Annotated in this window: 10 protein-coding genes; all 10 read right to left on the bottom strand. The window is 33.7% G+C overall.

The genetic code is table 11. The annotated features are described in order from the left end of the window. Nucleotides 1-15: 15 nt before the first annotated feature. Nucleotides 16-2,358: a preprotein translocase subunit SecA gene (gene secA, locus RD055328_RS03625; protein ID WP_244087445.1), complete on the bottom strand. Its 2,343-nt coding sequence runs from the start codon at nt 2,356-2,358 to the stop codon at nt 16-18. A gap of 189 nt (nt 2,359-2,547) precedes the next feature. After that, nucleotides 2,548-3,771: a hypothetical protein gene (locus tag RD055328_RS03630; protein ID WP_244087446.1), complete on the bottom strand. Its 1,224-nt coding sequence runs from the start codon at nt 3,769-3,771 to the stop codon at nt 2,548-2,550. 150 nt (nt 3,772-3,921) lie between these two features. After that, nucleotides 3,922-7,347, bottom strand: a complete 3,426-nt coding sequence (locus RD055328_RS07280) for a KxYKxGKxW signal peptide domain-containing protein (protein ID WP_279593914.1) — start codon at nt 7,345-7,347, stop codon at nt 3,922-3,924. Nucleotides 7,348-7,592: 245 nt separating this feature from the next. After that, nucleotides 7,593-8,843, bottom strand: coding sequence for an Ig-like domain-containing protein (locus tag RD055328_RS03650; RefSeq protein ID WP_244087447.1), 1,251 nt, complete (start codon nt 8,841-8,843; stop codon nt 7,593-7,595). A 157-nt stretch (nt 8,844-9,000) separates the two neighbouring features. Next, nucleotides 9,001-9,183 carry a 50S ribosomal protein L32 gene (rpmF, locus tag RD055328_RS03655; protein WP_244087448.1) on the bottom strand — a complete coding sequence of 61 codons (183 nt, stop codon included), beginning with the start codon at nt 9,181-9,183 and terminating at the stop codon, nt 9,001-9,003. 81 nt (nt 9,184-9,264) lie between these two features. Next, nucleotides 9,265-9,528: a lipopolysaccharide assembly LapA domain-containing protein gene (locus tag RD055328_RS03660; protein ID WP_244087449.1), complete on the bottom strand. Its 264-nt coding sequence runs from the start codon at nt 9,526-9,528 to the stop codon at nt 9,265-9,267. Between the two features lie 9 nt (nt 9,529-9,537). Next, nucleotides 9,538-10,338 carry an SDR family oxidoreductase gene (locus RD055328_RS03665; RefSeq protein ID WP_244087450.1) on the bottom strand — a complete coding sequence of 267 codons (801 nt, stop codon included), beginning with the start codon at nt 10,336-10,338 and terminating at the stop codon, nt 9,538-9,540. Between the two features lie 3 nt (nt 10,339-10,341). Further along, a complete protein-coding gene (gene rnz / locus RD055328_RS03670; RefSeq protein WP_244087451.1) occupies nt 10,342-11,274 on the bottom strand; it encodes a ribonuclease Z in 933 nt (310 codons plus the stop codon). 14 nt (nt 11,275-11,288) lie between these two features. Further along, on the bottom strand, nt 11,289-13,190 hold the full coding sequence (locus tag RD055328_RS03675) for an acyltransferase family protein (RefSeq protein WP_244087452.1): 1,902 nt from the start codon (nt 13,188-13,190) through the stop codon (nt 11,289-11,291). A gap of 34 nt (nt 13,191-13,224) precedes the next feature. Continuing rightward, a complete protein-coding gene (obgE, locus tag RD055328_RS03680; protein ID WP_244087453.1) occupies nt 13,225-14,499 on the bottom strand; it encodes a GTPase ObgE in 1,275 nt (424 codons plus the stop codon). Between the last annotated feature and the right edge of the window lie 233 nt (nt 14,500-14,732).

The following is a 14,732-nucleotide window of genomic DNA, read 5'->3' on the forward strand; positions in this document are numbered from 1 at the left end:
TTTATTATTAATAGCCTAAGGGAACGTAACTATTAATTCTCCTTTAATAATTTCGATCATGCTTAAAGCCGCATTTCTTAAAATATTATTTTGACAAACTTGTTGATATAGTTCATAAGATTGGCGTGCTTCTTTTTCATATTCCAATATTGGATCTCTTTGAGCTGAAGACCGTTGTCCTACCACTATCCTTAATTGATCTAAGGCATCAACTTGTTGACTCCAACTGTTATCAATTGCTTTAAGAACCGTTATTTTCAAATACTCAGTAAATGCTTGTGTATTGTTCAATTCTTGTTTTCTTGATTCTAAGTTATTATCCAAAATTCCTAACAAGAAACTTAATGCTTCTTGAGTTGAATAACTTGTCTTATCACTCTTAAACATTGATTCTTTGAAATTATAATCAACATTATCAAAAATGAACTGTTTAAGTTCTTTACGAGAAATTTCAGCTTGATTACTAAATTTCTTCTCAATCGTATCGTATGCATTATTAACTATAATTCTACGAATATCTGACTCATTTGTAATTCCCAATATAAAATCACGACTCTTATCTACAAAACCTTTTTGTAACCGCAAAATCTCGTCGAATTGTAGACTTGTAAAACGCGCTGAATAACTTGATTCTTCGGATTTTTGCTGTGCTTTAGTAAACTGCCGTTTGATCCTCAATGAGTGGATTGGCGATTGTTTATTGATATGTCTTTGGTAATATTTTTGAATATTTTCTTGAACATTAGTCTTAATAACTTCATCTTCTAGAGATTCATAGGCATACGTATCACCAGGTAATCCTTGACGAGCACTACGTCCTTGAGCTTGAAGTTCAACTCGCTTATTCAGCATTAGTTCTCCTAGTACTACTGCTAAGCCACCTAACTCAATGGCCTCAGAATCAACACCAATATCAGTTCCTCTTCCTGCCATCGTGGTTGCTATAGTAAGGGCACCTTTTTTACCAGCTTCTTTAATGATCATTGCTTCTTTAGCATTGTTCTTAGCATTGAGCACGTTATGAGAAATTCCCATATTAAGTAAATGCATTGAATACAACTCTGAAATATCAACCGAACCAGTAATTACTAACACTGGACGTCCTACTTCGTGTAACTCAATAATCTTCTTTAACGATGCAGCAAGTTTGGCATTAAAAGTTACAAATCGTTGATGCTTATGGTCTTTTCTAATGTTTTTTTTATGTGTTTTAATTTTTTTAACAGTCATATTATAAGTTTCAATGAACTCATTCTTATTAGTGGCTGCAGTTCCAGTCATACCGGATAACATCTTGAATTTTCTGAACAGATTCTGATAAGTAATGGAAGATATTGTCTGAGACTCCATAGTTATTTCAACTTCTTCTTTTGCTTCTACTGCCTGTTGCATACCGGCTTGTAAATTCATACCTTCCATAATTCGACCATTCTTATAATCAAGTAATTTAATTTCTTCATCATCAATTATGTAATCACGATTTTTTTTCAGTGTAAAATTAGCCTTCAATGCTAAAACAATATGTTGATATAATTTGAAATTTTCTAAGCCTAATAAGTTATCAATAGAGAAGTAGTCTTTAGCATTCTCGATTCCCTTAGCTGTCAACCACACATTCTTACGCTCTTCGTCATATTTATAGTCAATATCTTCTTCCAGAGTTAGAACAAATGAGTTACAAATAAGAAAATAATTAGATTGAATTGTTGGAGCACCTGAAATCAACAACGGTGTTTGTGCAATATCTAAAAGAATTGAATCCACTTCATCTAAGATGGCATAATTCAATTCACACATATATTGCGAGTGTTCATTTGATGCTAAGCCATCAATTAAATAATCGAATCCCAAAGCAGAATTAGATGTATAGATAATGTCAGCATTATAGACAGCTTTTTTCTTCTCTAAAGGCACATGCTCAGTCTTAATTGATGCCATAATACCATCAGATACCGTTAAGCCCAGCCATTGGAAGAGCTTAGCATTACTTTGATAATCACGATGAGCCAAGTATTCGTTAGTAGTAATTAAGAATACTCCCTTAGTCTGTAGTGCACGCAAAAACAAAGGCATTGTAGCGACTAACGTCTTACCCTCACCGGTTTTCAATTCTGCAATATCACCATAGTAGATAGTAATGGCACCCAAGATTTGTTCATCATTTGGAAACAAGCCGATAATTCTTTTATCGGCTTCTCTAACTAACGCGAAAGCATAAATAATAATCTTACTTTCTTTAACATCATCAGCCAACATTTGACGAATAATTGGTACTTGAGCTTGTAATTCTTCATCGCTCATTTGAGCCATCTTTGGTCTTAACTTATTAATCTTTTTCAACATTTTTTTATAATTCATATAATTCCCTCAAAACTACTTCGTGATACGCAAAAAAGCCGTATTTAAATAAAATATGGCTTTTTGTATTTATTTAATTGAATATTGTTAAGTCCCCACATTAACATATCCCCCAAAACACTTAATTAACAAACTTTATAATGTACTCAGTATAACATTTTGGGAGGATAATATTAATAGTATTGATTATTAGATACTATTTTTTTCAATGATTCTTAATGTTGGGGTCTGTTTATCCACTTGAGTATCAATACTTGGTCTTGGATTACCAAAGTTATTATTATTTAGCATTAACTTAATAGCCATAACATCACGGTTAGTAATAGTCTTTTGTGTCCATGGATATCCACCAGAAGTATGTACTAGTATAGCGTTCATTACATCATCATCAATACCCAGTCGATAATTATCAGGCATACCATAATATTGACCTCCAGAAGTATGGTCTAAGCCTAGGGCATGACCTAATTCATGGCGAATAGTGATAAACAACATGTTGATATCATAATCACTACTATTTGGATCTAGTGCCCACTTAACTAGATTAGGATCAATTCTTGTAACGCCAAGGCTTGTAGCACTACCATTATTAGGATCACCAACTCCAATTACATGTGTCATAGCCTCATCAGTAGTATCTGCATTAATAAAGGTTGGTTTGTCTTTATCAATAGCATCATTCCAACTTTTGATAGCTCTATCAAAATTCTCTCTAAACATTTGTAATGCATAAGCTGGGTCTTCGTACTCTTTGAAATTATCTTCTGTTGCAGTACATTTATAAATAATTTGTCCATTCTCATTATACGAATTACTAATCATTTGTGTGTTAACAGGCATATTTTCATTTCCATAAGTAATTGTCGTTCCTAAAAACATACCATCTGGTAAAGCTATTCCATTACTATTCTCTGATGGGTACGTGGATGAAAGATCCAAATTAAGTGCGTGTTCATCAATCCAATACCATGTTTTACCATCCATTGAAACATGAACAAACGTCGCAGTTCGCCCTGTTTTTTCACCAGAAGTATACGTAACTTGCATCGTTGAATCATTGTAAAGTGTTGTTCCAATTTCAAATTTAGAATCCACAATATTTTCTGTGTCCGATTGTCCATTAGTTAACTGAGAATAAATTGGATAGTTATTGTTAAGTACCGAATTATATCTATAAGGCTTTAGTGGATTCACGGCAGTAGGAACATATTGAGATAACATTATGTCGTCAGAATAATCTGTTACTTCTCCCAATGTTATATTGCTTCCTTTTAATTTCTCATTACTTTGATCTTTGATAAAAGTTGATATCTTAATATCTTTTTGTGCCTGTATTGAATTAACATTAATGATATTTGTTGTTACTATCATCAAAGATAACATTGTAACTGGAATAATTTTTTTATTACGCATAATTTTCTCCCTTGTGAATTAATTTACAAATAAATTTTAACAAGTAGATATAAATTATACAAATGATAACCATAAACTAAAGAAAATTGTATTTATGCAACAAAAAAAGACGTTAATAATTTAATTAACATCTTTTTAATTTTAACTATATTAGTTATCTTTCACTTCTGATTCTTCTTCGTTTCTTTTCTTACGACGATAACCAGCAGCGGCTGTTAATCCAAGTACACCTATACCAAGAGATTCTAGTAATGTAGTATCTGTATCTCCTGTTTGTGGTAACTCAGTATTTGCAGGTATCGTTTCAGATTTAAGATGTGATAATGATTCAGAAATTGAAGCACTTGCACTTACTGATTCAGAACTTGACTCTGATTCTGACTTATCTTTTGAAGCTGACTCGGATTCTGACTTGTCTTTAGATGCAGATTCGGATTCTGACTTATCTTTTGAAGCAGATTCTGATTCTGATTTTTCTTTAGAAGCAGATTCTGATTCTGACTTGTCTTTTGAAGCTGATTCAGATTCTGATTTATCCTTAGATGCAGATTCGGATTCTGATTTGTCTTTAGATGCAGATTCGGATTCTGATTTGTCCTTAGATGCAGATTCGGATTCTGACTTGTCTTTTGAAGCTGATTCAGATTCTGATTTATCCTTAGATGCAGATTCGGATTCTGACTTGTCTTTTGAAGCTGATTCAGATTCTGATTTATCCTTAGATGCAGATTCGGATTCTGATTTGTCTTTAGATGCAGATTCGGATTCTGATTTGTCCTTAGATGCAGATTCGGATTCTGATTTTTCTTTTGATGCAGATTCGGATTCTGACTTGTCTTTTGATGCAGATTCTGATTCGGATTTTTCCTTAGATGCAGATTCGGATTCTGATTTGTCTTTAGATGCAGATTCGGATTCTGATTTGTCCTTAGATGCAGATTCGGATTCTGATTTTTCTTTTGATGCAGATTCTGATTCTGACTTATCTTTTGATGCAGATTCGGACTCTGATTTTTCTTTTGATGCAGATTCTGATTCGGATTTTTCTTTAGATGCAGATTCTGATTCTGACTTGTCTTTTGATGCAGACTCGGATTCTGATTTTTCTTTAGATGCAGATTCTGATTCTGATTTTTCTTTAGAAGCTGACTCTGATTCTGATTTGTCTTTAGAAGCAGATTCGGATTCGGACTTATCTTTTGATGCTGATTCAGATTCTGACTTATCTTTAGAAGCTGATTCAGATTCTGATTTTTCTTTTGATGCTGATTCAGATTCTGACTTATCTTTTGAAGCTGATTCAGATTCTGATTTCTCTTTAGATGCAGATTCGGATTCTGACTTGTCTTTTGAAGCAGACTCAGATTCTGACTTCTCTTTAGATGCAGATTCAGATTCTGATTTTTCTTTAGATGCAGATTCGGATTCTGACTTGTCTTTTGAAGCAGATTCAGATTCTGATTTTTCTTTAGAAGCGGACTCGGATTCTGATTTTTCTTTAGATGCAGATTCGGATTCTGATTTTTCTTTAGATGCAGATTCGGATTCTGACTTGTCTTTTGAAGCAGATTCAGATTCTGATTTTTCTTTAGAAGCGGACTCGGATTCTGATTTTTCTTTAGATGCAGATTCGGATTCTGACTTGTCTTTAGATGCAGATTCGGATTCTGATTTATCTTTCGAAGCAGATTCGGATTCTGACTTCTCTTTAGATGCAGACTCTGATTCGGATTTCTCTTTAGAACCTGCTGATTCTGACTCTGACTTGTCTATAGATGCAGATTCGGATTCTGATTTTTCTTTTGAAGCTGATTCGGATTCTGATTTCTCTTTTGATGCAGACTCTGATTCGGATTTCTCTTTAGAACCGGCTGATTCGGATTCTGATTTGTCTTTAGAAGCAGATTCGGATTCTGATTTTTCTTTTGAAGCTGATTCGGATTCTGACTTCTCTTTAGATGCAGACTCGGATTCTGATTTGTCTTTAGAAGCAGATTCGGATTCTGACTTCTCTTTAGATGCAGACTCGGATTCTGATTTTTCTTTAGAACCGGCTGATTCGGATTCTGACTTGTCTTTAGAAGCTGATTCGGATTCTGATTTCTCTTTTGAAGCCGACTCTGATTCTGATTTCTCTTTTGATGCAGATTCAGATTCAGATTTTTCTTTAGATGCTGATTCAGATTCTGATTTCTCTTTAGAAGCAGATTCGGATTCTGATTTCTCTTTAGAACCGGCTGATTCGGATTCTGACTTATCTTTTGATGCAGATTCTGATTCTGACTTGTCTTTTGAAGCTGATTCGGATTCAGATTTTTCTTTTGAAGCTGATTCAGATTCTGATTTTTCTTTTGAAGCAGACTCTGATTCTGATTTTTCTTTTGAACCTGCTGATTCTGACTCTGACTTGTCTCTAGATGCAGATTCGGATTCTGATTTTTCTTTTGAAGCAGACTCTGATTCTGATTTCTCTTTAGAACCGGCTGATTCGGATTCTGACTTGTCCTTAGAAGCTGACTCTGATTCTGACTTGTCTTTAGAAGCAGATTCTGATTCTGATTTCTCTTTTGATGCCGACTCTGATTGACTGGTAGTATCTGACTCAGTCCCATCATTACTATTACTTTCTGAGATGGAATTAACAAAGTCATCATCTCTAGTAACCATATTTGAGTCAGTATCAGTACGAGTCCCATCAACAAATACATACAGTAATCCATACCCATTTGAATCAGATTCTAATTGACTAATTACATTAGTAAGTTCCTCAGTTGACAAGTAGTAGTACAAGGTAGAATTAGCAGGAATATCATAAGTTTGTGTAAAAGGCGCTGCTGGTTGACCAGAACTCATTTGGGCGTCAAGATTTTGAAAATTGAATCCAACGTTTTTCATTACTGTACTTTGGCTATTATGAACCGCAAAATATACTTGCCCATTAGGAGCAACCCCAATTGTATCAATCCCCACAGTAGTACCAGAATGAATCATTTCAACCCATAATGCACCTTTGAAATGTTGCGCAAAAACTGCTGGACTACCTCCGGATTCTTGATCGAAGCTATCCCAAATGTCTCCACCAGAACCATTAATGTTTACATCATTAGCACTTGGTCCTGTTTTAGTTAATCCCGTTTCTTCTACATTGTTATTGTTCTCGGTTGAAGTTTTTTCTACGTTATTGTTATTTTTAGTTGAATCTAAAGTAATTGTAACTTTATCTTTTTGTGCTAGCGCATCCGTATCGACTTTTTTCTCTACGGCGTTGTTATCACTAACATCGGCAGCACTAACTTTAGCAGCATGTCCCATGGCACTTACGCCAATACCTGCTGCTAATCCCGCAATTATTTTCAATCCTTGTTTAGTTCTCAGACCGTCACTATCGTCGTCAAGGATTTTTTGATATTGAACATCATCATGTTCTTGGTTCACTTTGACAGTCGATTCATCTTTTTTAGAAAAAAGCATGAATTTACACTTAGTAATACCGGCAACAACCCACTTCTTGCCAGCTTTGTACATCTTAAAACGAGTGACTTCTTCAATAAGCCCTCTTTTATTATTTTTCCCCATTGTCTTCTCCCCAGAATTAACGATTATAATACTTATTCATAGAAAGTATTAACATAAATAAATTACTTTCGTATTTTATCATTTTTGTAGTGAAATATTAACCGGGTTAATTAATATTTTTCATCTTTTTGAATATTTCTAATGAATATTGGTGATATATAAGTATTTTTAATAAATATTACATTTTTGTTACATTTTATTTGAGCAACAAAAAAACATTGTCAATTAGACAATGTTTTTAAAAATTATTTCTCATCAGCTACAACAGTGATGTAGTATGGATCACTCGTTTCATCCTGAGTTCCATTATACTCTGTCACAGAGAACATATTACCCACAAAGAACCAACTTGCTGGAATATTATTAATAAACCATATATTGCCTGGTAAAACTTGGGTAATCATTGTTTCTCCCGTTGATAAGTTCGTAAGTGTAATCACATCAAAAATCTCTGACCCTTTACCTTTTAGACTTCTTGCTGATTCAGAAATAGTATTTCCTGTATCAACAGTTGGCGGTAATAGTTGATTAGGATCTTGTTGAACGATTGTTGTTGTCGGTTTACTTTCACCAACACCTGTATTTTCTGTAACTGATAATATTGTACCTACTGCTTGTCTTGGGATTGCTACTTCATAGATACCACTATCATCTGTTACACCTTTTCCAATAACCTTACCATCAGCAGCATCTCGTACTGTTATTGCTGATTTAGGATATGCAACTCCACTGATTTTTGTTGAAGTGTTATATACAGGTTCTTTAATGGTTGGAACATTTTGTAAAAGATCATATCCTGGGTCAAGAACTTCTACTGGAATTAGATCGCTACCATTTGTATTTCCTACCAGTTCCCAATCAATAATTTCACCGACTGCCGCTAATGTCGTAGCAAATTGATAGTTCTCTCTATTAATAGCATGTGGGATTCTCATGCCTGTATCTGTTACTAACGCTCCTAAATCTAGATTCATACTTACTGTTAGTTTTGTATTAATTCCGACACCAGATATTCTCGGATTCTGAAGTTTTAGTAAATATGCATTTGAGTATGGATCCTTTGAAACAGACATTTCACCTTTAGTATAATCATGTTCTACGTTTCCACCGATTGTACTGTTATATGAAAAATGAGGAGACTCAATATAATCAATTAATTTTCCACTCGCAGCAATTTCATTTAATTCCTCAGGTAATTTAAAAATTGCTTCTGTTTTGTCATTCCAATTAATTGATGCGTATGATTTAACATCATATTGTAAATGTAGATTACCTCTAGTAACGGTGTTATTTGAAACTAGTTCTAAGCCATCCATTGCTGAACCACTTAAGCTTAGAGTACCTTCTGTTTGAAATTCGATACCTGCTGGTTTAACATTTTCGGTTTTTTGGTCATTAGTTGTTTCAGCATTTACTACTGATGCACTTGTATTGACCATTAATCCTAATACCATTGATGATACTAATAATGAATTTACCAATCTACTTTTCTTCATTTCAAATCTCCTCAAACTAAATTATTTGTAATTTATATTACTTTTTAATAATAAAATCCATAAGTATTAACAGTCAAGAAATAACACAAGCAAATTTTTATTTACAAAAAAAAGACTTAACAGATAACTGTTAAGTCTTTTTGGATTGCTATTTTAATTAAGCATTTGCGTTGTCTGAAACTACTTGTTCACCTTTGTAGAAACCTTTAGGTGATACATGGTGACTTACACGGTATTCACCAGTAGCTGCATCAAATTGTACGTTTGGTGTGTTTAATTTGATATGTCCACGACGTTGACGCTTCTTTTGTTTTGATGTTTTTCTCTTAGGAACTGCCATATTTAATTACTCCTTATTAATCGCTTTGTTTAACTAACTCTTACAATAATACTATCACATAGCTAAAGTATCAAGGGAAAATTACTTATTTTCTGAGGTATTTTTGTTTTTTGATGTTGGAACAGATTCTTTGTCTTCTTTTTTATTACTAAATGAGAATAAGTATGATGCAATCGCTCCTAAAATGAAGGTAACAATTATCAAAATAATTAACGGTACTTGTAATTTAGCAAATAAAAAGTTAACAGTAATTGTTTCCATATTAAAAATTGAAAATAGAACTACAATTAATACTAATACTATCGATAAAAAGAATTTTGCTTGTTTTTTTGTCATTAATTTCATATACATCCCCTATTTGATATCCCCAAATTTATCAGTTAAATAATCACCAATCTCTGGTGCTACCTTATATAACACGCTAGCTACTGCCATAATTCTTGGACGGTTAATCTCTCGTTTATGTGTGCCAAATGCATTCACAATCTCTAAAGCTAACTGATCTGGTTTTAAGAATAACATATCTGACATCGGCATTTTTTGCAAATTAGTAATATAGTTACCCGACGGATCCGCCATACCAAAGAAGTTAGTGTCTACAGGTCCAGGGTTTACTGAAGTTACTTGCACATTGAATGGCTTCAATTCTAATCTCAAGCCATCACTAAATGCAATTACTGCCGCCTTAGTTGCAGCATATGCTGTTGCCTTAGCAGTTGGTATTTTACCAGCCATAGATCCAATATTAATAATATGACCAAAACCTTGTTCAATCATCTTACTAGCTATCACACGCGACATATACATTAAGCCTAAAACGTTAGTATTGAATACGTCTTTAATATCAGCAAAATCAGTATCGACATAGTTCTTACTAAAGTCACCAAAACCAGCAGCATTTAATAACACATCTACTTGATCAATATTTGTAACTACTTCATCAAGATTATCAGTATCTTGGATATCTAATTGATATACCGTTGCTGAATTTGCCCATATTTGATTACAAATATCTTTGACTTCATTCAACTTATCAAGATTACGAGCTAACAAAATCACTTTTGCACCGCGTTGAACAGATTGAATTGCTACTGCTCTACCAATTCCAGATGATGCACCAGTAATTACTACTGTCTTATTCATTAAATCTTTCATACTCTACTCCTTTACAAATGGAATACTATACTCATAGAAATCACGTACAACTTTGGTATTTTCAAAGACCTTACGTGCTTCATCTTGTAGAATCAAAGCATTCTTACCCGCATAACGAGCCGAAATATGCGTTAAGAATAACTTCTTCACTCCATTTTCTTCAGCTAGTTTAGCAGCTTGTAGTGAAGTTGAATGATAGTAATTCTTGGCTAATTTAGCTTCTGAAGCAGAAAAAGTACTTTCATGAACAAGAACGTCTGCGTCTTTAACCAGATCAGCTGCCATAGGTGTAAAGCGAGTATCACTAATAACTGCAACAATACGCCCCTTCTTAGCTTCGCCGATGAAGTCTTTACCATTAACAACACGTCCATCATCAAGTGTAACTTCTTCGCCCCTTTTAATGCGACCATAAATAGGACCACTTGGAATCTGCATTTCTTGTAACTTATCAACTAATAGTTCACCAGGATGATCTTTTTCAACTACTCGGAAACCAAAACAATCAATACGATGATCTAATAATTTAGCAGTAACTGTAAATGTACTATCGTCTAATAAAGTCTTACCATCAGTAATTTCTTCATAATAGATTTTGTAATTCAGATGACTCTCTGAAATTTTTAATGAAGTTTTAACAAATTGTTCAATTCCTTTAGGTCCATATATCGTTAATGGGCTGTTCCCACCTTGATTAGCTCTAGAAGATAGAAATCCGGGTAAACCAAATATATGATCACCATGTAAATGTGAGATGAATATCTTTGTAATTTTACGTGGTCGTATATTAGTTCTTAATATTTGATGTTGTGTAGCTTCTCCAGCATCAAATAGCCAAACTTCCTTGCGCTCTTCTAATAGTTTCAATGCAACACTAGAAACATTTCTTCCTTTAGAAGGAACGCCTGCACCTGTTCCTAAAAATTCTAATTCCATATCTTTTTTCCATTCTATTTTTCATTTTTCAAAATGGCTTTTGCAATAAATGTACTGTAGTAAATTGAGCCTGTTGGATTAGGATGTACCTTATCACCATAGAACCAATCCGGATGACTCTTAGAATAATTATTCCAATCAATAACTGTTAGGTTCTTATACTTACGTTTGGCACCATAAAGTGTGTTATTAACCATTTTTTCCCAAGGTCGTGTCGGAACATGGACATTAATCCAATAGACGTTTCTTTTTTTACCGGCAATTTTCATAACCTCATCAACTTGTTGAGGCGAAACCGCTCCATTAGTTCCTAAACCGATAACTATAACTTGAGGGAGCACGCCTTGTTTAACGTAACTATTCAGTAAATCAAAACTTCCGTCCATTTGACGACTTATTCCCGCATCGACAATCATATTAGGAAATATCTTCTTCAGTTCATTTGACCCATCAGCCATTACAGAATCGCCAATTGCTAATGCCTTAATATCTTGAGCGCGTTGCAAATCGACTTGTTTAAGACCATATTGTTCTAATTGTTGATTTACGGGTTTACTTTCAGCTAATTTTTCATATTTCTTATTTTGAGAAGTATTTTCATTAGACTTATCTTTTTTTAATTTAGCTATCAACTTCTTATTAGCTTGTTTATTATCTTTTGTATTATCACTTATCTCTTTAACCAATGCATTGTCGACATTTTTAGGAGCAGGAGTATTGACGGCTTCAACAATCCCCGCTGTTCCAATAGTTGTTAATAAGAAACAAACTGCAAATATCGCTTGTGTTTTAACATTAGCTTTGGGTAAGTTCTTGAAATAATCCAATACTTTTTTATAGTCGAATTTTGCCAATGGTTGTTCAACAAATCTAAATGACAATTCAGACAAAGTCATTATTATAATTATTTGAATAACTGAATACAAAACTGGATGGCTAGCAACATTAGTAAAAATTGATTCAAAAAATATCATTACTGGAAATTGCCATAAATATAATCCATAACTACGACTACCAATATAACTAAATATCGGGTTAGTCAAAATCTTATTCCAGATAGCAGCTGGATGAGCAACGATTGCTACAACAACGGTAGTAAAAATACTAAAAATAAACATTCCACTACGATACATGAATGGGCTAGTAGCCTTCATTTTAAGTAATAACCATAGCATTACTAACATACTAACTAATCCAATGATATTAAGAATCATTCGATCATGGCTAGATATTTTTGTCTTCAACTTCATTGAAGGCCAAACTACTGCTAAAGCTGAACCTAAAAGAATTGAGAATATTCTTGTATCTGTACCATAGTATACTCGACTAGGATCAACACTAGGATTAAACAATATAGCCATCAAAATAGCTGACATAGCTGATACTGCAATTAATCCAATAAATAAGTTACCTTTTTTAATATTTCTTCTTAATAGAAAAAGTAATAATAATGGCCAAATTATATAGAACTGACCTTCAATAGATAAAGTCCATAAATGTGTAAATGGTGATTGATTATTAGCGAATCTTTCAAAGTAAGATTGCCCGTTAGCTATCTCCCACCAATTAAATACATTCAATATATTAGTAACGAATATTTGATGCAAATTATGTAATAAGTTTCTCTGAAATAAGAAGATATATGTACTGGCCGTAAATAACATCAGTAATAAGCCAGGATATAATCTCTTAATTCTTTTTATATAAAAATTCTTCAAAGAAAAATTTTCGTGGTTATCATGAATGCGTAACAATTGATCAGTTATCAAATAACCTGAAATACACAAAAAAATCGGTACTCCCAAATATCCTCCTGCAAATAATTCAGGATTGAGATGATACATAATCACCCCTAGTACCCCAATTGTTCGTAGCCCATCAAAACCCGTAATGTATCTCCTACGGTTGTTTGTCATTAAATAAGCCCTCTATTAAATAGTTAATTCGTTTTTATACAAACTCAAATGTAAAGTCATCAATCATAACAGTATCGCCAGATTCAATTCCTGCTTCTCTTAATGCATCTTCAATTCCCATTGATTTCAATTGACGAGCGAAGCGCATAATTCCATCTTGATGATCTAGATTACTCATAGCAAAGAGACGTTCAACTTTTGGTCCAGAAAGAACAAAGACATTATCTTCATCTTTAGTAACTTCAAATCCTGGTCCTTCAGGTTCAAAGTTATATTCATAAACATCTTCAGTTGTTTCTTCAACTGGTGGTACATATTCATCAAGCACTTGTCCTGCATGTTTAAGCAATGTATCAACACCATTTTGTTGGATACTTGAGATTGGATATAAATCTTCATCTTTCAAGTTCATTGCTTCTTTAAATTCTGCTAGTCTTTCATCAGAACCTGGCATATCCATTTTTGTAGGAACAATAATTTCAGGTTTATCAAGAATTTTTCCATCATATGTTGCTAACTCTTGACGAATCTTTTGATAATCCTCAACCGGATTACGTCCAGAATTAGGATCCATTTCAACCAAATGAAGAATAACTTTTGTACGTTCAACGTGGCGCAAGAATTGAATTCCTAAACCAACCCCATTTGAAGCACCTTCAATAAGCCCTGGCAAATCGGCCATAACGAAGTCATTACCATTATCTAGTTGAACCATTCCTAAGTTAGGAGCTAAAGTCGTGAAATGATAAGCAGCAATCTTAGGACGAGCTGATGTAGATACGGAAAGTAATGTTGATTTACCAACTGATGGGAATCCAACAAGTCCAATATCAGCAATAACTTTCAACTCAAGTCTTAAATTAAGTTCAATTCCCGGTTCACCGTTTTCAGCGACTTCAGGTGCTCGATTTCTTGAAGTGGCAAAATGCATATTACCACGGCCACCTTTTCCACCTTTAGCTACAACTAAATGTTGATCCTTCTCTGTTAAGTCACCAATTATGCGACCAGTATCATCATTATAAACAGTTGTTCCAGCTGGAACTTGAATAACTAAATCTTCGGCACCACGGCCATACATTTGTTTATTCATTCCGTTTTGACCAGATTGGGCTTTGAAATTATGTTTGAATCGAAAGTCCATCAAAGTTCTAAGACCTTCATCCACAGCAAATATAATGCTGCCACCTTTTCCACCGTCACCACCAGCTGGTCCACCTAGTGGCACATATTTTTCATGACGAAAAGCTACTGATCCATTACCACCAGCTCCTGATTTTACTGAAATTTTGACATTATCTACAAACATTTAGATCTCCTTTAATTACAATCCTAACGCAAATCTTATATTTCAGGATTGCTTACGCGGTATATCATGTACTTTTGCACAAAATCTTACTTGTAGCATTTTAACACAAAAAGCCATAAATACCTACGAACAACTAACGTAATTTATCTTCATTTTAGTTACTTTTGAATGTTTTTGAAGTTTTATGATTGATTTTGAACGTTTAATATTATATTATTTAACTCGAGGTGATG

Origin of the sequence: Companilactobacillus sp. RD055328 (assembly GCF_022835675.1) — a bacterium.
Classification (GTDB): Bacteria; Bacillota; Bacilli; order Lactobacillales; family Lactobacillaceae; genus BQUT01.